The sequence below is a fragment of the Paenibacillus hunanensis genome (assembly GCF_014645615.1).
GTDB classification, from domain to species: Bacteria; Bacillota; Bacilli; order Paenibacillales; family Paenibacillaceae; genus Saccharibacillus; species Saccharibacillus hunanensis.
In genome coordinates, this window is record NZ_BMMB01000008.1 from 310,203 (window position 1) to 333,346 (window position 23,144).

Annotated in this window: 17 protein-coding genes; 10 read left to right on the forward strand and 7 right to left on the reverse strand. The window is 48.4% G+C overall.

The window, feature by feature from the left end; genetic code table 11:
• The 4 genes from IEX62_RS18595 to efeO form a co-directional block, all read right to left on the reverse strand.
• Positions 1-861 (reverse strand): MurR/RpiR family transcriptional regulator, encoded by an 861-nt coding sequence (locus IEX62_RS18595; RefSeq protein WP_188777048.1) that lies wholly within the window; start codon positions 859-861, stop codon positions 1-3.
• Between the two features lie 748 nt (positions 862-1,609).
• Positions 1,610-3,544, reverse strand: coding sequence for an FTR1 family iron permease (locus tag IEX62_RS18600; protein ID WP_229685915.1), 1,935 nt, complete (start codon positions 3,542-3,544; stop codon positions 1,610-1,612).
• Positions 3,545-3,744: 200 nt separating this feature from the next.
• Positions 3,745-5,004: an iron uptake transporter deferrochelatase/peroxidase subunit gene (efeB, locus tag IEX62_RS18605; protein ID WP_229685942.1), complete on the reverse strand. Its 1,260-nt coding sequence runs from the start codon at positions 5,002-5,004 to the stop codon at positions 3,745-3,747.
• A 127-nt stretch (positions 5,005-5,131) separates the two neighbouring features.
• Positions 5,132-6,052, reverse strand: coding sequence for an iron uptake system protein EfeO (efeO, locus tag IEX62_RS18610; RefSeq protein ID WP_188777050.1), 921 nt, complete (start codon positions 6,050-6,052; stop codon positions 5,132-5,134).
• Positions 6,053-6,257: 205 nt separating this feature from the next.
• Here efeO and IEX62_RS18615 point away from each other — a divergent pair, with 205 nt between their 5' ends.
• The 3 genes from IEX62_RS18615 to IEX62_RS18625 all read left to right on the forward strand — a co-directional run bounded on the left by IEX62_RS18615 (position 6,258) and on the right by IEX62_RS18625 (position 9,808).
• Positions 6,258-7,100 (forward strand): IucA/IucC family C-terminal-domain containing protein, encoded by an 843-nt coding sequence (locus tag IEX62_RS18615; protein WP_188777051.1) that lies wholly within the window; start codon positions 6,258-6,260, stop codon positions 7,098-7,100.
• 301 nt (positions 7,101-7,401) lie between these two features.
• Positions 7,402-8,040 carry a beta-phosphoglucomutase gene (gene pgmB / locus IEX62_RS18620; protein WP_188777212.1) on the forward strand — a complete coding sequence of 213 codons (639 nt, stop codon included), beginning with the start codon at positions 7,402-7,404 and terminating at the stop codon, positions 8,038-8,040.
• Positions 8,041-8,581: 541 nt separating this feature from the next.
• Positions 8,582-9,808 carry a MalY/PatB family protein gene (locus IEX62_RS18625; protein WP_188777052.1) on the forward strand — a complete coding sequence of 409 codons (1,227 nt, stop codon included), beginning with the start codon at positions 8,582-8,584 and terminating at the stop codon, positions 9,806-9,808.
• A gap of 316 nt (positions 9,809-10,124) precedes the next feature.
• On the opposite strand, the gene IEX62_RS18630 is transcribed toward IEX62_RS18625, so the two are convergent.
• The gene (locus IEX62_RS18630) at positions 10,125-11,489 is read right to left on the reverse strand and encodes a dipeptidase (protein ID WP_188777053.1); all 1,365 of its coding nucleotides are present in this window, start codon (positions 11,487-11,489) and stop codon (positions 10,125-10,127) included.
• A gap of 479 nt (positions 11,490-11,968) precedes the next feature.
• Between IEX62_RS18630 and IEX62_RS18635 the strand changes: the two genes are divergently transcribed.
• Positions 11,969-12,853, forward strand: a complete 885-nt coding sequence (locus IEX62_RS18635; RefSeq protein WP_188777054.1) for a fumarylacetoacetate hydrolase family protein — start codon at positions 11,969-11,971, stop codon at positions 12,851-12,853.
• Positions 12,854-12,931: 78 nt separating this feature from the next.
• Here the strand turns inward: IEX62_RS18635 and psiE are convergent, their stop codons facing one another.
• Entirely contained in the window at positions 12,932-13,360 is a 429-nt protein-coding gene (gene psiE, locus IEX62_RS18640) for a phosphate-starvation-inducible protein PsiE (protein ID WP_188777055.1), read from the reverse strand.
• A gap of 368 nt (positions 13,361-13,728) precedes the next feature.
• Here psiE and IEX62_RS18645 point away from each other — a divergent pair, with 368 nt between their 5' ends.
• The 4 genes from IEX62_RS18645 to iolG all read left to right on the forward strand — a co-directional run bounded on the left by IEX62_RS18645 (position 13,729) and on the right by iolG (position 19,016).
• Positions 13,729-14,853 carry an NAD(P)/FAD-dependent oxidoreductase gene (locus IEX62_RS18645; protein ID WP_188777056.1) on the forward strand — a complete coding sequence of 375 codons (1,125 nt, stop codon included), beginning with the start codon at positions 13,729-13,731 and terminating at the stop codon, positions 14,851-14,853.
• A 403-nt stretch (positions 14,854-15,256) separates the two neighbouring features.
• Positions 15,257-16,627, forward strand: a complete 1,371-nt coding sequence (locus IEX62_RS18650) for an Nramp family divalent metal transporter (protein WP_188777057.1) — start codon at positions 15,257-15,259, stop codon at positions 16,625-16,627.
• A 224-nt stretch (positions 16,628-16,851) separates the two neighbouring features.
• The gene (gene iolE / locus IEX62_RS18655; RefSeq protein WP_188777059.1) at positions 16,852-17,754 is read left to right on the forward strand and encodes a myo-inosose-2 dehydratase; all 903 of its coding nucleotides are present in this window, start codon (positions 16,852-16,854) and stop codon (positions 17,752-17,754) included.
• 224 nt (positions 17,755-17,978) lie between these two features.
• On the forward strand, positions 17,979-19,016 hold the full coding sequence (gene iolG / locus IEX62_RS18660) for a bifunctional inositol 2-dehydrogenase/D-chiro-inositol 1-dehydrogenase (protein WP_188777061.1): 1,038 nt from the start codon (positions 17,979-17,981) through the stop codon (positions 19,014-19,016).
• Between the two features lie 662 nt (positions 19,017-19,678).
• On the opposite strand, the gene IEX62_RS18665 is transcribed toward iolG, so the two are convergent.
• A complete protein-coding gene (locus IEX62_RS18665) occupies positions 19,679-20,428 on the reverse strand; it encodes a DeoR/GlpR family DNA-binding transcription regulator (RefSeq protein WP_188777062.1) in 750 nt (249 codons plus the stop codon).
• A gap of 365 nt (positions 20,429-20,793) precedes the next feature.
• Here IEX62_RS18665 and iolA point away from each other — a divergent pair, with 365 nt between their 5' ends.
• Both iolA and iolB read left to right on the forward strand, forming a co-directional pair.
• A complete protein-coding gene (gene iolA, locus IEX62_RS18670) occupies positions 20,794-22,269 on the forward strand; it encodes a methylmalonate-semialdehyde dehydrogenase (protein WP_188777063.1) in 1,476 nt (491 codons plus the stop codon).
• Between the two features lie 45 nt (positions 22,270-22,314).
• Positions 22,315-23,136, forward strand: coding sequence for a 5-deoxy-glucuronate isomerase (gene iolB, locus IEX62_RS18675; protein WP_188777064.1), 822 nt, complete (start codon positions 22,315-22,317; stop codon positions 23,134-23,136).
• Positions 23,137-23,144 lie beyond the last annotated feature (8 nt).

Consider the following 23,144-nt stretch of genomic DNA (forward strand, 5'->3'; position numbering starts at 1 on the left):
TCATAACCCTCCTGAGTCTTTGCGGTAACGCCGCACATTTTTATAGGACAGCTCCAGCTTTTTGACGGAATCATTGAACTGGGCGCTGATCATACCGGTGAATAAAATATCGATAATATGAAGCTGAGCGATGCGAGATGCCATATCGCCGCGGCGAATCCCTTTTTCAAGCGATGAGGAAAAGAGGGCGATATCCGCGATATCTGCCAGCGGATTAGAGCTGTATTGCGTGAGCGATAGCGTTGTAGCGCCATTTTCCTTTGCACAGGTAAGCGCATCGATCGTTTCCTTCGTTTCACCTGAATAGGAGATGGCAATCGCGACATCGTCTGACGATAGAGTAGAGGCGGAGGTGATCTGCATATGAGAATCAGCAAAGGCGGTGCAATTTTTGCCGATACGAATCAGCTTCTGGTAGAAGTCCTGCGCCACAATCGAGGATGTGGCGATACCGTACAGATCAATGCGGCGCGCGCGGATCAGATAACCGATCGCTTGCTCCAGTCGTGGCAGACTCAGCAGCCGGGTCGTATCGTTGATCGAGCTCACATGATTCGATTCAATCGCCTTCACGATCTCTGACAGTGGGTTGCCTGCGATAATATCCTGATACGAGCCAGGAATCGATTGCTGGGCAAGCTCGGCTGCTAGCTTCATTTTAAAATCAGGAAAGCCTTCAAAATGAAAGGTTTTGCAAAAGCGTGTAACGGTAGCCGGGCTTATTCCGCATTGCGTAGCTAGCTGTGTAATGCCCATTCGGCTAATGGAAGAGGGCTGCTGTAAAATATAATTAGCAAGTCTGCGTTCCTGTGGAGATAGCTTACCAAGCCCTTGCTCCAGCACATGAAGAATCGGGGACAATAGATTCACTCCTTTCGAGTTCGACTGAGAGTCAGGATGATCTATAACAATTAACAATATAGAGCGAATAAATATGAAAAATAAAGCGAATAATTATGAAAATTAATTTCATAATTATATCGATTATTTATGAGAATACTCGATAATAAACATCTCGCTATTGCAGGATTTACAGGAGATGAAATAATTAACAGGCTATTTTACCGCATATTTACAAAGAAATAGAGAAGCGGAAATAAATCTTTTCTTCTTTCAAATAAAAGAAAATTTTTTTCTTGAGAATATACTAATTCACGGTGTATGTAATTGCAATAGCATTTCGATAAAAAGCAAAAATTTTGTAAAGGAGTTTAACAAATAGCCTGATATTGAAGGCAATAAGCCAGTTCTGACAGTGTAAAATCCATAGGATAGCCATCTACTCGTCACGAAATAAAATAGACATCCTGCTCAATACCGATTATCATTCATCAGTTCATCAGTTCATCAGTTCATCAGTTCATCAGTTCATCAGTTCATCAGTTCATCAGTTCATCAGTTCATCAGTTCATCAGTTCATCAGTTCATCAGTTCATCAGTTCATCAGGTGATCATGTCATACATCGAAATACATCACTGTATTCCTCCTCCAATCACATCATTCCTCATTCACACCCCGGTCACTATTCACCTACACGCAGACAAAATCATAAGTACACACTATACCAACACAAAAAAAGACACCCTGCCATCGCAGAGTGCCTTAATCTTATCGTGATGAAGCTGTTGCCTTACGCTTGCTTTGATATTGCGGTAATACCAGTCTCCACAGTAAAAAGACAAGTACAATCATCTGTGGAATCAGTGTCTCCCAGGTCGGATAGACGCCGAGCCAGCTTACCGATGGCATTCCCGAAATCGTATGCGCAGGCAGATAAGCAGACACCTGAAGCGCGTGAATACTTTCACCGAGGAAACGGAAGACGAGATAGTAGATCAGCACGGTCGCTGTCAGGAAGAACGGACGCACCGGCAGCTTCACACTGAACCGGATAATGAGCACTGCGATCACGATCAGAATAACGAGTGCCAGACCGATCCCCAGCAATAGCTGAGATAACGCAATCGCTGGCGCCATCCCCACGTAGAAGATCGCTGTCTCCGCACCTTCACGCAAAATCGCTAACCCCGACACCGCAGCTAGTGAAAATAAACTACCGCGTGCCAGTGCACCACTAATCTGACCTTCAATATATTGATTCCAATTTTGCAAATTAGCCTTCTGATGTAGCCAGTTCCCGACGCTAAGCATAAGCACGACAGCGACGAGTCCCGTAATACCCTCGATCAATTCGCGTGTACTGCCGCTTGTTGCCATCTGCGCAAAGGCATATACAAAAATGGCAGCGATCATGCCGCTCAGTGCCAGACCTGCAAACGCACCGCCCCAGATCCATGCACCTGCCTGACGGCTACCACTGCGCTTCGCATAAGCGAGCAGTGCAGCCAGCACGAGAATCGCTTCCAGACCTTCACGGAGCAAAATAACAGCCGCATCCCAAAAGGTATACGACGTTTTAGCTGTGATCGGTGTCAGCTGATCCAGCATCGTCTGTACCGTTGTACTGGCTTCATTCCAATTTGGCGGCGTGGATACTAGATAGCCCTGCGCCTCTGCCATTTCATTTTCTACAGCCGTATACGTAGAGGAAGAGGAAATTTGCACTTCGCCCTCGACCAGCGGCCACATGGTAATGAATTGCTGCATTTGCGTGCTTGCCTGCTCGGCTTGCTGTTGTCCGATCGAGGACTGTGCCTGCTGGAGCAACGCAACCGCATCGCTCAAATGCACATTGCCCTGCGCAGGGGCACTATTAGCGATTTGCCCGGACGTATATTCATGGAACAGATCGATCAGCTTTTGCGTTTGCTGCTTGGCCTGATCTGCACGCGGTGGCTCTGCCTGTAAAGCAACTCGGATCATACTCATCGTCGTTTCGAGCTGACTATACACGGTAAAATTATCCGCACGAATCGCATTTTCGACATTTGGCCATGCGGCAACGATCTGTTTATAGCTGCTTTGTGCAGCTGACCAATCTGCTGTATTGATCTTTTGCAGGGTTGCCTCAGCAAGGGGCAGGATAGTTTGGACTGCCTTTTGACCTTCCGCAGAGGGAGCACCCTTCTTACTCGCACTGGATGAAGCTGACGTGCCAGTACCCTTTTGCTGTGCCTCTGCATACGTATTGACTGCACGCGCCAGCTTGCCGAGTGCACTCGTTACTGCATCAGGCTGTGATCCAGCGGTCTGGAGCGCTTGCTGTGCACTCGCCAGTGCTGCATTCACATCGGCTGCCTGCTGTGGCAACGCAGAGGTATCAAGCTGTGACCAGCCGCTGGCGAATTGATTCAGCTCTGCATTCGCATCCGACCATTTCTTTTGACCGGCATCGACCAGTGCGCTACCTACAATCGTTAGTAGCTGATTCACATCCGGCTGAGCAGCAGATGCGATCGAAGTTGACCAGAGCATCGAGGAGTAGCTAGCAGCTACAGTCCCCTTGTTAGCGGATGAATCGCTCCATCGATCGGCTGCCGTACCTCCATATGAGCCTAATCCACCTAGCAGCAGTGTGCCGCCCATAACGACCACACTAACCGTGCGGCATACTGTACGTATATTCAGGAGATGGTTCCACATGACCCGCATTCCTCATTTCACTCAATAAATAGCATTCATTAATATACCGGCTACACCGGAGCTACGCAATCCTGTTGAAAGTAACCTAACGCATATCATACTTGTGCATATCCTATACAGAACACTGTTTATCCTGATATAGCAGAATGGCTCATAACAGGATAAACGATGTATCCCCAAATAACGATTAACGGTTGAACTTACAGCAGCGTATCTCCAATATATCCACCCTGACGCACACCAGGGAAGCAGGCGAATACAGCACTGCCAATATGCTGGGTGTATTCATTTAATGCATCCATCTCAGCAAGGCGTTTTTGCATCGGGATGAACTGATTTTGCAGACTACGCTGATAGCTGATGAAAAAGAGTCCAGCATCCAGTTGTCCCGTCACCTTATCCATACCGCTGGAATACGAATACGGACGGCGCAAAATTTGCATTTTGCCATCGCCACGAGCGACCCGCATATGGGCATTCATCGGAATGACGGGCTTGCCTGATGCGTCCTTTGCTTCCATATCGCCACGGTCAAATTCATGCTGTGATCCAAGCGGCGCACCACTCACCCGATAACGTCCAAACGTATTTTCCTGATCGCCCAGACTGGAGCGATCCCATACCTCGATCCGCATCCGAATGCGGCGTACTGCCATATAGCTACCGCCGGTCATCCAGCCCGCTCCATCCTGAGGCTGTACCCAGACGACTTCATTCATCATCGCGGCATCCTTGGCGCTCGGATTGGCTGTGCCATCCTTGAAGCCCATCAGATTGCGCGGTGTCGCATTGTTCGGATCAGCCGCAGTACTACGCTGGAAGCCTTCCTGACTCCAGCGCAGCACTGCCGTTCCACGAGCAATACGAATCAGATTGCGCATCGCGTGAAAAGCGACCTGCATATCGTCCGCACAGACCTGTACGGCTAGATCACCACCGCACCATTCGGGCTGTAGATTGTCGCCGTTGAATGGAGGCAGATCGGTAAAGCCAGCCGGGCGTTTACCCGCCAGTCCAAAGCGACCGTCAAACAGGCTCGGGCCTGCACCAAAGGTGATCGTCATGCGCGAAGGTGATAAGCCAGCTGCTTCACCCGTATCGGCAGGTGGCAAATGTGTATTTTCATTTTGTCCATCCAGCAATTGTCCGGAGGTAAGAGCTGCCGCCGCTACTGTCCAGGCCTGTAGCATCCGTTTCAGACTGCTAGCATCTGTAGCGGTCACATCAAAAGAAGCGAAGCACATAAAGTTCTGGTTTGGTGTCACAATGCCAGCCTGATGCTCGCCGTAAAAGTCATACCGATCGTTCGCAGAGCCTTCAGCGCCAGTCGTTACGTTCGCATCGCTCCCTGGCTTGTCATACGCAGGCTGTAACGAAGCCCCTGTCGCTGCCATCAGACCGAATGCACCTGTACCGCCCAGCAGTAATCCAACGCCAGACGCACCAGCAAGCCGCAGCATATCGCGGCGGCTTACAGGTTTTGTAAATACAGATGGAGATGGCTCGGAATGAGATGTCTCTGTAGGAAGCTGTTCTGCTGGCGTTTGCTCTGAAGAAGGTGGAGTTAATTTATCCTTGCTCATCGTCTCACACTCCCAGAATGGTTCCCATTTGCGACAGCGGCTCGGCGAGCGCATCGAGGTTCTGACTCAGTGTGCGCACATCCTCTTTGGACAGCTTATCATACGTTACGTATCCGCCATCCTTGGTTGCAAATGGAGCCAGTTCCTTGTTCAGCGCATCGAATTTCTCGCCGATTTGCTTTTCCAGTGATGGATCTTTAGCTGCCAGACTTGGCTTCAAAATTTCATAGATTTTCTGAGCGCCTTCCACGTTGGCTACAAAGTCATACAGATCGGTGTGAGAATAACGCTCTTCTTCACCTGTCACCTTGGAGGAGGATACTTCATTCAGCAACTCAACTGCACCCGTAACGAGCAGGCTGGCATCAATATCCACCGTTTCGACCTTAGCACGCAGCAGCTTGGCATCCTGTAGCAGACGATCTGCATATTCGCTCATTCCGTCTGTCGATTTCTTTTCCCACAGACCTTGCTCGATCCGGTGGAAACCGCGCCAATCAGCCTCGGCTACATCGCCCTGACGTGCATCGATATCCGGGTCGAGTGTACCCAGCGCTTCGGCGATCGGCTCGATGCGCTCATAATGCATCCGTGCAGGTGCATATAGCTTTTTCGCTTCATCGAGCTTGCCTGCTTTGACCGCCTCCGTGAACTTCTCTGTCTGCGTAACAAAGGCATCAATTTCAGATATCGCATACGTACGATACTGTTCCACCTCGGCAGAGAAATCCGCTTTTGTCGCGGTGGAAGCAGCCTCGTTCGAGGATGTCGTTTCATTGGTTGAAGCGGTAGAGGAATCGGAAGCGGTTGCTTCTGAAGTTGCTGCTCCACTGGTAGCTGTTGCTGCTGGCTGCTGGTTACCGCATGCAGCGAACAGAACGGAGGATAGCAAGATTGTTGCAGGTAAAGTGTAGCGTGCTTTCATGAATAGAGACACTCCTTAATAATGATAATCGTTCTCAATAATGTATATATAATACGGGCGAACCTGCACGGCGTCAATCATTATTTTATGTAAAAAGAGACTGTATCCTGGCGTTCATATGAGCCTGCAAATTAGACAGTTGAAAGGATAGCCGCTATACTTGCTCACAAGTATGCGTTTGCAGGGAATGAGGGAGGAGTATTGTATGAATGATCAGCATTATCAATCGCTGCCTGCTGGCTGGACAGCAGAGCAGTGGAAGGTGTTAACAGAACAGCTACGCTTGACGACTACACCATCGGATGATCCGCAGCATAGTGTGTCTATAGCGCAGTTATTAGATGAAGAAGGAGCCCTGCGCTATGTACAGCAGCTAGGGGATATTTATGAAAGTGAAGACCTACCATTTATCACCTCCATGCTGGCAAAGCGTTACAGCTATATGATTGTAGCACCTGCGCTATATGCGATGACGGTATTTGGTAAAGGGATCGATGTGACGCCAGAGCACTGTACATTGGAATCCCATTTTAAAGGCGATATCTGGCTGCCGCATGTGAGACTGGACAAGCCTGAGCCGATGGCGCTACACTTGGAGCCAGAAGCTGGGAAAGTGCTGTCCGAGCAGGACTGTGGATGTGTAGACGCTGATGCCGCTCAGCGCCAACGTGAGCAGTATCTGGCGACGATTTTTGCTGGACATTTGCAGCCGGTATGGAACAGTCTGGCGCGAGCGGCAGGAGTATCGCGTGCTATTCTGTGGGAAAATGCGGCGATCTATGTCTATTATGTGTACGAGACATTGCTTGCTGATCCGAGCCACGATGCGTATCGCGAGCGAATCGAAGCTGATTTTGCTTATTTGACGGAAGAAGCACCTGCTTCACTATTCGGTGAAAAATGGAATCCACTTGCGCGCTTCAACACACCGAAGCGTCTATCCGCAGGCTCGGATCAGCCCAAGCGTATTCGCAAAACCTGCTGTCTGTATTATTTATCCGGTGAGGATGCTGGATATTGCTCCGTCTGCCCCAAGCGTGAAGCATAAGCGTATAGCTTCCAAGCGTTTGCTCAATCCGGGTCGATGTGCGAGAAAGGCAGGATGGGGTGTGTTTTTACGTCCTATGATAGGGCTTGAGAGGGCATAGCTACGCGCTTGTACACTCGTAAATCTGCAAAAATAGACAGGACTTTTTCAAATTACCGGATGCAGAGGCTACCGTTTCGGTTTATAAATAGCTGAGAGACTTCCGGGTTGCCTGTTGCAGGTGATGCCCCGAGTCGCAGCGATGCGGCTCAAGGAACGAGTGGTCGCTTTCGTGATAACCGATACAGAGGAGGAAGCAATGATGACAATCAAAGCAGTAATTTTCGATCTGGATGGCGTTATTGTATCGACAGATGAGTTTCACTATGAGGCATGGAAAAAGATTAGCGATGAAGAAGGCATTCCTTTTAACCACACGATTAACAATCGACTACGCGGCGTCAGCCGAATGGAAAGTCTGAATATCATTCTGGAGCGTGCCGAGCGCGAGTACAGCCCGGAGGAAAAGCAGGAGCTCGCCGAGCGCAAAAATGAGTATTACAAAAAATCACTCGTCAACCTGACCCCGGATGATCTGCTCCCAGGTGCCAAGGATACGATCGACGAGCTGAAACGACGTAAAGTCAAAATCGCTATCGGCTCCTCCAGTAAAAATACACCTACCATTTTAAAACAAATCGGATTGGCAGACGCCTTCGACGCCATTGCCGATGGCAACGATATTACCCATAGCAAGCCAGATCCTGAGGTATTCCTGCTAGCCGCATCGAGACTGGATATTAAGCCCGAAGAATGCCTCGTTGTCGAAGATGCCGAAGCCGGTGTTCAAGCTGCTATCGCAGGTGGTATGAACGTAGCCGCTGTTGGCGATGCGGGTCTGCATTCACAGGATGCAGACTATCGTCTGGAGCGCGTGGATGAGATTCTGGATTTGATCTAAGCTAATTTTAGCTGCTGCGTATTCTATGCAGAATATTCTTTATGAAGCCCTTCTGTCACCTATGGACTGACCCCATACGGTGGAGAAGGGCTTTTTTGTCGTAGCCTTTTTGGAGCGTTAAGAATTTATGATGGGTTCCCTTTACGTTGATTCGTATTACGTCGATTCGTAGCGCACCCTCTGAATCTGTTGCTTTATTCCGTGCTGTAACGGTGTTACTTCCTCGAATCATTTTCCGCTACATCGCTCTAAAACAGAGTCGCTCCTACAAAAGAATATCTCCGCGCAATTGACTATTCCTACCGGAATTAAGCCACTTGCCCCCTCTGGCAAACATGTTATGATGGATATATTCTTGATTTCATTTTGGGATTAAGCAGTATTGTATTCAGCTTAGACTTCGATCTACTCAACCTATCGCTTGCCAGATGAAATCTGACTGCATAACGATGAAATGCACCAAAAACAAACGATATAACGATGCGTAGGCCAGTAGACTATCCAATCAACTTCACCTGCGCACAGAAGTGGAGGCAACACAATGGACTATACAGAACAATTTGATCACCCGCCGCAGCGGACAGGCACGAACTCGGAGAAATGGGATAAGCTACAGCATCTATTTGGCACGGAAGAGGCTTTGCCGTTGTGGGTAGCAGATATGGACTTTGCTGTACCTCAGCCGGTACAGGATGCACTCAAGCAAAGCGCCGAACATGGCGTAATCGGCTATTCCTTCCAATCAGACGCGTATTACGAAGCTTTACAGAGTTGGATGCGTAGTAAGCATGGCTGGGAAATTCAAAAGGATTGGGTCGTGTTCACACCGGGTGTTGTCGCATCGCTTAATTTTGCTGTGCATACCTTTACCGAGCCGGGCGACCGTGTAATGATTCAGACGCCAGTCTATCCACCATTTTATAGTGTTATTACAGGTCATGGACGCGAAGTGGTAGAGAATCCGCTACAACGCGATGAGGCTGGACGTTATACGATGGATTTCGAGCATCTGGAGCGTACGCTGGATAGCAGCATCAAAATGTTCATTCTGTGTAGTCCACACAATCCGATCGGACGTGTATGGACTCGCGAAGAGCTGGAACGTCTGGAGGAGCTGTGCGCGAAGCATGATATTCTAGTCGTTTCCGATGAGATTCATGGTGATCTTGTATACGGTGAAGAGCCGCATATTCCGTTTGCGATGCTATCCGAGCGTGCACGCAATCGTAGTATCATCTGTACCGCCCCAAGTAAAACATTTAACATTGCCGGGTTGAATACGTCGAATATTATTATTCCGAATGAAGAGCTACGCAACGCATTTGCCTTGCAGGTGAACAAGTTCGGCACCGGTCATATTAGCCAGTTTGGTGTGGTTGCCACACAGGCAGCCTACAATGGCGGCAAAGAATGGCTCGACCAGTGTCTTGCCTATACACGTAGCAATATGGAATATGTGCAGCAGTATATTGCGGAGCATTTGCCAGAGGTGAAGGTGTGGATGCCAGAAGCGACGTACCTGCTCTGGCTCGACTTCAGTCGTCTCGGTATGGAGCAAACGGATCTCGTACACTTCATGCTGCATGAAGCCAAGGTAGCACTCAACGATGGTCGTGCCTTTGGTACAACGGGAGAAGGCTTCCTGCGTATGAATGTAGCTTGCTCACGTCAGCTGCTGGAAGAAGCGATGAATCGGATTCATAACGCCATCGCGAAGCGTCGTCAGCATGAAAATGGCGAGCTGGTAGAGGCATCGTCGAATAATTAAGTCGACTGCGGATAGATTAAGGATACGTTAAAGGTAAGTTTAAGAAGCAGCGAAAAGATAGTTGAATAGCGCAAAGAGCGATTCTAACCGTACCCAGCTTAAACGCTATGATAGATTCCGTGAACCATAGGTAGCTAACCCTCCAACTTTAACTATTCTAATCTATCCTGTATAGGTAATCTGCTCTGTATATGTAAAAGACCTTGATATTACGTTCATATCCAATTGAATAAAACGTTAAAAAGCGCCTGTCGTTCCACCATATGTGAAACGACAGGCGCTTTTTTATGAAGAGGTAGCAAACAAGCTAGGACACTTAATCCACGCTGTTCAGGAATTCCACGATGGTCAGCAGACCTTTATCGAAGTTTTCCAGATTGAAATGCTCGTTCGGCGCGTGCAGGTTTTCGTCTGGCAAGCCGAAGCCCATCAGGACGACGGTTGGAGCGATCACACGGGAGAATTCCTCCACGATTGGGATCGAGCCGCCATCCTTGGTGAACAATGCGCGTGTACCGTAAACGGAAGTGTATGCATCCGCTGCTTTTTGCAGCAGTTCATTTTCGGACGGATCGATGTTGAAAGCACGTGCTTTCTCGCCTGGTGTGATGGTCAGCTTGGCACCGTTTGGCTTCACAGCTTCCAGATGGGTGATAATTTTATCCATTACATCCTGTGGATTCTGGTCAGCGACAAGGCGGCAGGTGATTTTGGCATGGGCTTCTTTTGGAATAACAGTTTTGCTGCCTTCGCCCTGGAAGCCGCCGTATACGCCATTCAGCTCCAGTGTTGGACGAGCACCAATGCGCTCTACGAAGGAGTAGCCTTCTTCGCCGTGCAGTGCCGTCAGCTCCAGATCCTGTTGCAGCTTTTGCTCGTTAAAGCCTTGCTTTTCGAACTCCGCGCGCATCTCATCGGATAGTGGCAATACCTCGTCATAGAAGCCTTCGACGAGCACCTTACCATCGCGATCATGCAGTGTTGCCAGTAGCTCCACCATTGCATGCAGCGCATTCGGTACGCCGCCACCGAAGGAACCGGAGTGCAGATCGGTATTGGCGGTATGGATCGCAACCTCAAGTGAGCACAGACCACGCAGACCGGTGCTGATCGCTGGCTTGCCGCGCTCTAATAGTGAGGTGTCAGACACGAGTACCGCGTCCGCTGCGAGTTGCTCACGATTCGCTTCCAGGAATGCTGGCAGGTGAGCGCTGGAAATTTCCTCTTCACCCTCGATGCAGAACTTGATGTTAACAGGCAGCTTGCCTTCCTGCTTGAGGATCGCTTCAACCGCCTTCACATGTAAGAACACCTGGCCTTTATCATCGGTTGCGCCACGGGCAAATAGCTTGTCCCCACGTACTTCCGGTTCAAAAGGTGGCGACTGCCACAGATGCAGCGGATCAACCGGCTGTACATCGTAGTGACCGTACACGAGAATCGTTGGTTTGCCTGGTGCATGTAGATGATCCGCAGTAACGATCGGATGACCGTTCGTCGGATTGATTTTTACATTTTCAAGTCCAGCCGCAGTCAGCTTGTCTGCAAGCCATTCAGCTGCACGCTGCATATCCGGCTTGTGCTCGGACAGCGCGGAAATACTCGGAATGGACAACCATTCCTTCAGCTCGGCGAGCTGCTGCTCGCGGTTCTCCTGAAAATATGTAGCATAATTAGTCATGTTTGAATTCCTCCTCAACTGATCATGGCAATGATCCATACAAGACGATAAGTATCGCTTGCAACGTTATGGATTCCATTGTACACCTTTTAACCACTGGACGAAAATAAGAACACAAAAATAGCGACCTCTCTGTACAGAGAAGCCGCTATTTTTGTGAATATCGGGTGTGTTGTTAATTGCGTAGAGGTGGATTTATTTGGTAGTGATCTCGACCTGTTTGTCAGAACTGTTCCATTTGTAGTCAATGCCTGTTGATTCCCCGATCTTCGCCAGTGGAATAGTTGTGCTTGAAAATGTAGTTGAATCCAGCACAGCTACACCGCCTACTGTCACGGTGCATGAATAATGAAGCTGCAATCATGCTTAATAGGAGGAATGGAAGCGTCAGCTATATTTGTGCCTATACGCTGTACTATAATAATTGCAATTTATACAGTCATACGACCGATGATGACCAACGAACAGGAGGCTATTCGATGAAGCTAGCAACGATTAACGTTCAGGGTAAAGAGCAAGTAGCCGTCGTACTGGAAGGGAAATACATATTGCTGGAGCAGATCAACGATGCATGGGGAGAGCAGTGGGCAACAGAGATGTTCGACTTGATTACCAGCTCACAGCTAGAATCGCTGGCGCAGGGTCTTGCTACAGCTAGTCCAGAGCAGCTAGAAAGGTTAACCGCTATACCTGCGGCAGAGATTGTGCATGCTCCATTGTATCGTCATCCACGCAAAATATGGGGCATTGGCATGAACTATGTAGCAGATGAAGTCGAGCTAAACGCGTCTGATCGAGATGAAGAACCTGTAAGCTTCATGAAGCCAGATACGACGATCATCGGGCCAGAGGATCATATCGAGCTACCACTGCAATCGGAAAAGGTAACCGCAGAAGGCGAGCTTGCTATTATTATCGGTCAGACCTGTCGTCATATAACAGAGCAGGATGCACCTGTTTATGTAGCAGGCTTAGCCGCTACACTGGATGTGACCGCAGCCGATATTCACGCACGGCATCCACGTTTTCTAGCGCGCGCGAAAAGCTTTGATACTTTTTTCGGCTTGGGTTCACAGCTGATTACGCTGGATGAAGTCCCCGATCTATTGCAGCTGACGGTACAGACCCATCATAATGACAAGCTGGTGCATCATAATCGCACCTATTATATGAAGTTTCGCCCGTGGTATATCGTGTCGTTTCTATCGCAGGTGATGACGCTGCTGCCCGGCGATATCATTATGACCGGAACGCCGGGTGCCGTCGTTATCCGTGAGGGCGATACGGTGGGCTGCTCCATTTTGGACGAAAAAGGACAGCCCCTGTTAGAGACTGTCCGTAATCAAGTTCGTTTACAGGCTTGATCATCATTCAGTATAATGCGTTCATCAACGCGCTAATCGTCGCTTAGATGGAGTCTCCAGATAGGCAGCGTGGATGGATCAATGACTTTCCTTCGTTTGTCTCAGATTGGATAAGAACAGCGCACCGATCAGCACCAGAATGGCGAGTGACCAGCCGAGCGTATGCAGCGCATCGTCATGATCCACGATAATGAGTCGGATGATCGCGGTAATACCGATGTAAATAAAATAACGTAATGGAAAATGGAATTTGGCTTCAAAGTATTTGATAATTAATGCCAGAAACTCAAAGTACAAAAAGAATACGAGCAATTCATCGGTGAACTGATAATAGCTAACCGTCGTGTCATTCGTTAGAAAAATAAGCGAAAATATCGACCATGTCTCATAGATCAGCAATACACTTAGCACAAGTGCCATCCCGATCAGACATACATTCAGTACCATTTGCAAAACGATCGGTACATGGTGCATACGCAATTTAGTGGATAGGTCTTTGATTGTCATTGTAATCCCTCTTCACTGTTAAAAATGGTTCCAGTATAGCCCTGCATTGTTCAGGCAAGCAGTTAGCATCGATAAGCTTGAAGCTCACGCGAAAAATCAATTGTTAGCCGATGCAGCAAGATCATTCCAGTGTGATCCTCTCGGTGGCTTACTGGTGAATACGGTTAGTGTAGCTGAGCGATTTGTCGCTCGTGTGTCCTTGCATTTGTTTTCTTGCTACGGGGGTATGGAGCGGATCGAGTGGCCGCTCGATTGCTGCTAAACGGCGGCTGGATTGCTCATGTTGTATAATGAAGGGAAGCAATCTGTCCTGCCAGCGAATCGATGGTCATTCGCTCGTAAGGCGCAGGGAAGAAAGGAATGCAGGTATGCGTAAAACAGTCATTGTAGTCGGTGGCGGCATTCTAGGCGCTTCGACTGCGTATCAATTAAGTAAACAGGATGTCGATGTGATTGTGATCGATCGGCAGCATACAGGTCAGGCGACAGATGCAGCGGCAGGGATTATTTGCCCGTGGTTATCGCAGCGTCGCAATCAGACCTGGTATCGACTGGCCAGTGGAGGGGCGCGCTTTTATCCTGAATTCATCGCTGAACTGGCGCAGCATGGCGAGCATAATACAGGCTATGCACGTGTAGGTGCGCTTAGCCTGCACCATGATCATGATAAAATACTCGCTATGCAAAAACGCGCACTCAAGCGGCTCGAAGCAGCACCCGAGATCGGTGAGATTACCTTGCTCAATGAAGATGAGGTGCGCGAACGATTTCCTTTACTGGATGAAGGCTATGAAGCGGTGCATGTGAGTGGTGCGGCGCGAATCGATGGACGCTTGCTACGCGATGCGCTGCTACGTGCCGCTGTGCGTCATGGAGCGACCCTATTACATGGAGAAGCGGTGCTGGAGCAGAAGGGGCAACGCGTTGTTGGTGTAAAAGTTGCTGGACAGCGATATGCAGCCGATGAGGTGGTCATCTGTGCTGGCGCATGGGCAACCGAACTGCTCGCTGGTATCGGCATTACATTTCAGATGCATTATCAGAAGGCACAGATTATGCATGTGAAGCTGGAAACGGACTACGACACAGGTAGCTGGCCTGTTGTCATGCCGCCGACCGATCAATATTTGCTTGCCTTTGAGCAGCAACGAATCGTCATTGGGGCTACACATGAGAATGATGTGACTGGCTATGATACACGGGTGACACCGGGCGGAATGCAGGAGGTGCTGAATAAGGGACTGGAGCTAGCGCCACAGCTTGCAAATAGCACATTTACTGAGATGCGAGTAGGCTTCCGTCCGTTTACAGCAGACTTCTTGCCCGTATTTGGCGCAATGCCGGGTTGGAGCGGCTTATTCATAGCGAACGGATTAGGCGCTTCTGGATTGACGATGGGGCCGTATATTGGATACTTACTCGCTCAGCTTGTCCTTGGCGAGCAGCCCGAGCTTCCGGTGGAGGATTATACGGTAGCGAAGGCGCTTGGTTGATGACCGTATGGTGCATTTCATCAACCTTATTCAGCTCAAAATCCGAATATCTGTATATATGCTTCATACATGCTTCTTCATAGATGTTGCGATCTGATCAAAGGACGTTTTCCAATTATTAATTGGGAAGCGTCTTTTTTAGTTTCATCATCATAAATATAAAATGGTATATACAACATCTGTACTAACGGTTAATCAAAAAGAGGATCGATTCCCATCCTCTATAACTTGCCAAACACCATAAAAATTACCCGTTGACAAATAAGTTTCCCTGAGGCAAAATATGGGCAGAAACAATTTAATGTATATTTTGATGCAAATCATGATGATGAATCGACATACGAACAACATAGACGCAATGACACCATTATAGAAACATAGAGACAGAAATGAGGGAGAGAACATGAATTCTGAAGTAGAGCTGGAACCTACCTCCGGTATCAAAAAGAATAGCTGGCTGCGTAGCAGCTCATCGATCAGTCTGGAGGAAGTGAATAATACAGTCAAAATTCCGCAAAATGCTGGATTCTGGCGCAAATTTTTTGCCTTTGCTGGCCCTGGCGCGCTTGTAGCGGTCGGCTACGTCGATCCGGGGAACTGGGCAACCTCGATTGCTGGTGGTTCACGATTCGGCTATACGCTGCTATCGGTCGTGCTTATCTCCAGCCTGGTAGCGATGCTACTGCAAACACTCGCTGCCAAGCTCGGGATCGTGACAGGGAAGGATCTAGCGCAGGCTACACGGGATGCAACTGGCCCTAAGACCGCTGTATTTCTGTGGATTTTGACCGAGCTTGCGATTATTGCCACCGATCTAGCGGAGGTGATCGGTTCAGCGATTGCACTGAATCTGTTATTCGGTATTCCGCTGTTATGGGGCATTCTGATTACCACCTTTGATGTATTGCTACTGCTGTTATTGCAGAAAAAAGGCTTTCGGATTATTGAATCGATCGTTATCGTACTGATGGCTACGATCTTTGTGATCTTTGGCTTTGAAATGATCGCTGCACGTCCTGATGTAGCAGCGCTGTTTGGCGGATATATTCCCAAGCTTGAGGTTGTAACCAACTCGTCAATGCTATTCGTGGCGCTGGGTATTCTCGGTGCAACCGTGATGCCGCACAATCTGTATCTACATTCCTCGATCATCCAATCGCGTCAATATAAACGCACACTGGAAGGGAAAAAGGAAGCCGTCAAATTTGCCAGACTCGATTCGGTTGCCTCACTTACGGTGGCATTTCTGATCAACTCGGCTATTTTGATTCTTGGAGCCGCTGCTTTTTATGGTAGTGGATTGCAGGTTACTGAGATTGAAGCGGCTTACCAGCTGCTCAGTCCAACGGTCGGTGTCGGCATTGCCAGCACATTGTTCGCTGTTGCCCTGCTCGCTTCGGGTCAGAACTCGACCATTACGGGTACACTGGCAGGACAGATCGTGATGGAGGGCTTTGTACGACTGCGCATATCGCCTGTACTGCGTCGTGTGATCACACGTCTGCTGGCGGTTGTACCAGCCTTCATCGTTACGTGGCTGTACGGTTCGAGTGGTACAGGGAATCTGTTGCTCTGGAGTCAGGTCGTACTGAGCTTGCAGCTGCCATTTGCGATTATTCCACTCGTACGCTTTACCAGTGATAAGGGGAAAATGGGTAGCTTTGCAAACTCACGCGCCACCAAATGGCTGGCATGGACAGCGACAGGTGTGATCGTTGCACTGAATCTGTTCCTGATCGGTTATCTGTTCTTAACAGGTGAGCAATTAGGGTAAATGAATGTGATATAAAATTCATCGTTTTATAGGAAGACCGCTCTGGCATATGCACAGAGCGGTCTTTTTGCTATACCTGAATAGCGTTTGTAGAGACAAGCGGAAAAAATATAAAATGCAATTGACTGTAAGCGCTTTTAGTAATAGTATTTAATCATATTATAATCAAAAGTTAATCATTATTTCACCAATATACTCATTTATCGAGGACAAGGGGGACGGACATGACAGCACAGAGCATTCACTGGGGGATTGCGCCGATTGGCTGGCGTAATGATGATGTACCTGAGATCGGGGCAGGGAACACATTGTCGCATCTATTGAGCGATATTGTCGTAGCTGGCTTTGAAGGGACAGAGGTAGGCGGCTTTTTCCCATCGGCAGAGGTGTTAAAGCGTGAGCTGAAGCTGCGTAAGCTTCGCATCGCCGGGCAATGGTTTAGCAGTTATCTGATTCGTGATGGATTGGAGCAGGTACTGCCTGCATTTCGTGCGCAATGCCTGTATTTGCAGGATGTGGAAGCGAGTGTGATTGTCATTTCCGAGCAGACATACAGCGTGCAAGGACTGGATCGGGATGTATTCGCGCAAAAGCCCTATTTTAACGATGAGGAATGGGAAGTGCTGTGCAGCGGTCTGAATGAGCTGGGCAAGGTAGCCGAGGAATACGGACTGAAGCTTGTATATCATCATCATATGGGTACCGGTGTGCAGACCGCGCAGGAGATCGATCGTCTGATGGCAGGTACGGATGCGGCGCACGTGCATTTGTTGTATGATACCGGGCATATTTATGTATCAGATGGCGAATATATGTCTGTTCTGCGCAAGCATATTGATCGTGTGCGTCATGTGCATTTTAAAGATGCACGGTTGCAGGTGCTTTCGGATTGTCGGGAGCAGGGCAGATCGTTCCGCGATTGCTTTTTAAGTGGCATGTTCACCGTGCCTGGAGATGGCTGTATTGATTTTAGTGAAGCCTATGACTTTTTAATAGAGAATGGGTATAGCGGCTGGATCGTGATTGAAGCGGAGCAGGACCCGGATGTAGCGCATCCGCTGGAGTATGCGCTGATCGCGCGGCGGTATATTGATGAGCAGCTACTGCGCTCGGCAGCACCTCATTGAGGATCATGCAGCACTAATCGTGGTTATTATAGACGAGAGTCGTTCGATATGAATACAGACAGAATACAATGCTATCGAAAGTATGCCTGTAGGATACAGAACGAATGAAGCGTACAAAAAGCATACATTTAATAAGCGACAGATAGCCTGTAGCAAGATGGAGCTGCTTCGGCAGACACAAAGTTGTACACCCCCAAGCCAATTTTATTCAGGAGGCAAGCAAAATGACATTACGTATTGGAGTTATCGGAACAGGCGCGATTGGACGGGATCATATCCGCCGGATTACATGCAATTTGAGCGGAGCGGAGATTGTCGCAGTAACCGATGTGAATGCAGACGCAGCCGCGCTGGCGATTGAAAGCTATGGCTTAACCGACGCGAAGATCTATCCAGATGATCTATCACTCATCGCTGCACCTGAGGTAGACGCGATCCTCGTAGCAAGCTGGGGGCCTGCTCACCAGCAGAGCGTACTGGCAGGTATTGCGGCAGGCAAATACGTATTTTGTGAAAAGCCGCTGGCAACGACAGCAGCCGGCTGTCGCGAGATCGTCGAAGCCGAGATCAAGCATGGTAAAAAGCTCGTTCAGGTCGGCTTTATGCGCCGTTACGATAGCGGCTATATTCAGCTCAAGCAGGCGGTCGAATCCGGCTTTATCGGCGAACCGCTAATGATTCGCTGCGCCCATCGCAACCCTTCCTCAGCAGACCTGTACACAACTGATATGGCAGTGACCGATACCTTTATCCATGAGATCGATGTGCTACACTGGCTCGTCAATGACGACTATGTATCCGCACGCGTCGCTTTCCCGAAAAAAACCCGCAACGCGCTACCCCATCTGCGCGACCCCCAGGTGATCACACTGGAAACACGCGGCGGCATCCTGATCACAACCGAAATCTTCGTCAACTGTAAATACGGCTACGATATCCAATGCGAGATCATCGGCGAAGAAGGCATCGTACGCTTGCCCGAGGTGGCAGGCATCACTTACCGCAAAGATGCCAAGCTCGGCATGAACCTGCTCATGGACTGGAAAGACCGCTTTATCGATTCCTACGACCGTGAACTGCAAGACTTCATCGACTGCATCAACCAGAACCGCGACCTACAAGGCCCAACCTCATGGGACGGCTACGTCGCAGCCGTTACCGCCGACGCCTGTGTACGCGCCCAGGAATCCGGCCAAGAGGAAGCAATCGAGCTAGACGAAAAACCAGAATTTTACGGTGGTGTCGCACTACGTAGTGTATAAAATAGGGAAAATACGCACTCTAAATCCCACATACTACACAGTAAAGCACCAAGCATCATACATGAACCAAGACAGTATCTAATAGATCGTGATGCTTGGTATATAAACTAAATTCAATTTTCATTTTAAAAAACGATAAAATGATAATAATAAATAACAGAAGAACAAAAAAACAAGAATAAAGAACAAAAAAGAAAAAAGAGAAAAGAAAAACAACAAAAAAACAGCCTGTTGAGCAGGGATTACTTCCCTTAACTCCAACAGGCTGTATTTATTTAACTACAAAAAGAAAAATTATAAACAACCACAGTCAAAATTAAAATCAAAACAACTTACAATCAAAATAATAACTGTATTCAAACTAATAATTAAATACAAACTAATGATGGAATACCAAATAATAATTGAATATAAGCATCAACTGAACTCCAAGTACCCAAAGCTTTTCCTGCCGCTACGCGCCCTTAGGCGCGTCAATACTGCTATTGCGATCAGTACGCACGGAGCGGAGGGAAGGAAATAAGGGGAAAGGACGACTTTGGAGGGGCGGGAATCTACATGTAATTCCTAATCCAGTAGATTCCCGCGGCTCCACCCGAGTCCGTCCCCTTATTCCTTCCCGCAGCGGCTTACTGCCCAGCAATAAAGTTTGCGCGCCCCCTTTAAGGGTAGCGTAGCTCAATTCCATGCCTCGAGCAAAACTCCGCATACTGCTCATCCGGCGATTCAGACGAGATCAAAATATCCACATCCTCCAGCGGTGCATAAGTCAGCAACGTCGATTTGCCAAATTTACTACTGTCCGCCAGCGCAATCAGCTTCTGCGCCTTGCTCGCAATCGACTTTTTAATCTCGTATTCCAGCAGATCCGAGTTGGTCAAGCCATGACTAATGCTCACCCCGGTCGCTGCCATAAACGCCTTGGTCACATTGTATTTTTGCAACGAGAGCGGATTATCCATGCCGACAAAGGAGCGCGTATTCGCCTTATACGTATTGCCGATCACAAGCAGACTCACATGCGGCATATCGGCGACCGAATTGATCACATCCAGACTATTCGTCAAAATGGTCAGCCGTAGCTCGGGATTCAGATGCTCGGCGATCGTACGTGTGGTCGTACCGGAATCGATATATACCAGATCATCCTCCTCGATACAGGCAGCAGCTAGACGAGCGATATCGTTCTTTTTTGTCTGATTACGGGTGGTACGATTTTCAAAGGGCACCAGCTCGTTAGTCGAGGTCACACCACCGTATACCTTTTCAATAGAGCCTTTGCCAACGATCTGATTAATATCGCGACGAATTGTATTTTTGGATACATCAAAATAGTCACACAGCTCATCCAGTGTGACATTTTTTCGAGCATGGATGTAAGCCTCGATATCCTGTAGCCGTCTCGCCTTCATACACATTCTCCTATAACTTATGATGCCTCTAATATAAAATATAACCAAAATATAATCAATATATGATTAAAAATTTGAATAGAATGGGTAAGTATTCAGCTGCAAATCCATGAAAATATGAGAATAAACGCTAATTTTGCTACAGCACACTTTATTTATTTACTTATACATCAATGTTTTTCAGCCGTTTTCATGTAATAACTAACGAGAGGACTACTTTTACACCTACAACAGGGTTGACGTTAAAATGTTTATTATATATCATACGAATATAACCAAAATATAACCAAATGATGATTCGTGAAGCTGATGCAGTGATGCACAGCAACATTTCAAATTTGCAATGTTGAGAGGAGCCAGGAAGTATGAGTACACTGACAGGCACGGCGAGAAAGCTGAAAAACTATATCGGCGGCAAATGGGTAGAGAGCAATACTACTGTATATGAAGACGTTTACAATCCGGCGACAAAGGAATTGATTTGTCAGGTACCGATCTCGACCCGCGAGGATATTGAGCATGCCGCTGAGGTAGCCAAGGCAGCTTTTGAGAAATGGAAGCAAGTCGCTGTGCCAAGACGCGCACGCATCCTGTTCAACTTTCAGCAATTGCTCAGTCAGCATCGTGAAGAGCTGGCACGTCTGATTACGATTGAAAACGGTAAAAACTTAACCGAAGCACTGGGCGAGGTTGGACGTGGTATTGAAAATGTAGAGTTCGCAGCAGGCGCACCTACACTGATGATGGGTGATTCGCTCGCATCGATCGCAACGGATGTAGAAGCGGCGAATTACCGCTATCCAATTGGCGTTGTAGGCGGCATCGCGCCATTTAACTTCCCGATGATGGTGCCATGCTGGATGTTCCCGATGGCGATTGCACTGGGTAATACCTTTATCCTCAAGCCGTCTGAGCGTACACCGCTATTGACCGAGAAGCTGGCAGAGCTATTTTCAGAAGCTGGCTTGCCAGACGGCGTGTTCAATATGGTATATGGCGCCCATGATGTAGTAAATGGCATTCTGGAGCATCCTGAGATCAAAGCGATTTCGTTTGTCGGCTCCAAGCCAGTCGGAGAATATGTATTCAAAAAAGGCAGTGAAAACCTCAAGCGTGTACAGGCACTGACAGGTGCGAAGAACCATACGATCGTACTGAACGATGCTCATATGGAGGATACGCTGACCAATGTCGTATCCGCAGCCTTTGGCTCGGCTGGTGAACGCTGCATGGCATGTGCAGTGGTGACGGTAGAGGAGGGCATTGCAGATGAGTTTATCGCTCGTCTGAAGGAAAAGGCTGTAGAGGTGCAGATCGGTAACGGTCTGGATGATGGAGTCTTCCTTGGCCCGGTCATTCGTGAAGATAACAAGAAGCGTACCGTAAGCTATATCGAAAAAGGAATCGAGGAAGGGGCAAGCCTGCTGCTCGATGGACGTGAACGGATGCCTGATGACGGCTACTTTATCGGCCCAACGATCTTCGAGGATGTGACACCGGATATGACGATCTGGAAGGATGAGATTTTCGCGCCAGTCTTGTCGGTGATTCGAGTGAAGAATCTGAAGGAAGCGATCGAGATTGCGAACCAATCTGAATTTGCGAATGGAGCGTGTCTGTTTACTTCCAATGCGAATGCGATCCGTTATTTCCGTGAAAATATCGATGCAGGTATGCTGGGCATCAATCTGGGTGTGCCTGCACCGATGGCATTCTTCCCATTCTCAGGCTGGAAATCGTCCTTCTATGGTACCCTGCATGCGAACGGCAAGGATAGCGTTGACTTCTATACACGCAAAAAGGTGGTAACCGCACGTTACCCAGAACCTGATTTTCAATAATCCGATAGGCTATCATCCTACGGGAACGATACAGGAGGAACCGAAGTGACCAGTCATCTATTGCGCAAACCCCAATCTCAATCCATCGGCGAAGGGATCACCTTGATTCAGGAGGTACTTACCTCTGATTCGCCGCTAGACTATGTAGGCTTCAAGCTGATCGATCTTGCTGTCGGTGCTGTGTACGAACAGCCCCTGGAGCAGGATGAATGCTGTATTGTTGCATTAACAGGCAAGATTACTGTGACCGAGGGCGAGCATCGCTTTGAAGGCATCGGGACACGGGAGAGTGTGTTTGAGAAAAAGCCGACGGACAGCGTGTTTGTATCCGGTGGTGCTAGCTTTACCGTTGAAGCTGTCACGCCTGCAACGGTAGCGTTATGTTATTCTCCAGCGGTAGAACCAAGACCGACCAAGCTATTGCCTGCTTCAGGCGTAGGGGTGGTGCATCGCGGTAAATACAATAACCAGCGCATGGTACATGACATTTTGCCGGATAGTGATCCGTCTGCCAGTAGCTTGCTCGTGGTTGAGGTCTATACGGAAGGTGGTAATTTCTCCAGCTATCCACCACACAAGCATGATCGCGATCTGCTGCCTGAGGAATCGTTACTCGAAGAAACGTATTATCATGAGCTGGCACCGAAACAAGGCTTTGTGTTCCAGCGTGTGTATACAGATGATCGTAGCATCGACGAGACGATGGCTGTCGAGCATCGTAATGTCGTGATCGTGCCTGCTGGATATCATCCGGTAGGTGTACCGGACGGCTATACATCGTACTATTTGAACGTTATGGCTGGACCGAAGCGTGTATGGAAATTTTATAATGAGCCGGATCATGAGTGGATTTTGAATCGCGACTGAGCCGTATG

Bases quoted from the DNA above. Each gene is read 5' to 3' on its own strand.
- IEX62_RS18600 (WP_229685915.1), bottom strand. From the start codon at position 3,544: ATGTGGAACCATCTCCTGAATATACGTACAGTATGCCGCACGGTTAGT.
- efeB (WP_229685942.1), bottom strand. From the start codon at position 5,004: ATGCTGCGGCTTGCTGGTGCGTCTGGCGTTGGATTACTGCTGGGCGGT.
- efeO (WP_188777050.1), bottom strand. From the start codon at position 6,052: ATGAAAGCACGCTACACTTTACCTGCAACAATCTTGCTATCCTCCGTT.
- IEX62_RS18615 (WP_188777051.1), top strand. From the start codon at position 6,258: ATGAATGATCAGCATTATCAATCGCTGCCTGCTGGCTGGACAGCAGAG.
- pgmB (WP_188777212.1), top strand. From the start codon at position 7,402: ATGACAATCAAAGCAGTAATTTTCGATCTGGATGGCGTTATTGTATCG.
- IEX62_RS18625 (WP_188777052.1), top strand. From the start codon at position 8,582: ATGGACTATACAGAACAATTTGATCACCCGCCGCAGCGGACAGGCACG.
- IEX62_RS18630 (WP_188777053.1), bottom strand. From the start codon at position 11,489: ATGACTAATTATGCTACATATTTTCAGGAGAACCGCGAGCAGCAGCTC.
- IEX62_RS18635 (WP_188777054.1), top strand. From the start codon at position 11,969: ATGAAGCTAGCAACGATTAACGTTCAGGGTAAAGAGCAAGTAGCCGTC.
- psiE (WP_188777055.1), bottom strand. From the start codon at position 13,360: ATGACAATCAAAGACCTATCCACTAAATTGCGTATGCACCATGTACCG.
- IEX62_RS18645 (WP_188777056.1), top strand. From the start codon at position 13,729: ATGCGTAAAACAGTCATTGTAGTCGGTGGCGGCATTCTAGGCGCTTCG.
- IEX62_RS18650 (WP_188777057.1), top strand. From the start codon at position 15,257: ATGAATTCTGAAGTAGAGCTGGAACCTACCTCCGGTATCAAAAAGAAT.
- iolE (WP_188777059.1), top strand. From the start codon at position 16,852: ATGACAGCACAGAGCATTCACTGGGGGATTGCGCCGATTGGCTGGCGT.
- iolG (WP_188777061.1), top strand. From the start codon at position 17,979: ATGACATTACGTATTGGAGTTATCGGAACAGGCGCGATTGGACGGGAT.
- IEX62_RS18665 (WP_188777062.1), bottom strand. From the start codon at position 20,428: ATGAAGGCGAGACGGCTACAGGATATCGAGGCTTACATCCATGCTCGA.
- iolA (WP_188777063.1), top strand. From the start codon at position 20,794: ATGAGTACACTGACAGGCACGGCGAGAAAGCTGAAAAACTATATCGGC.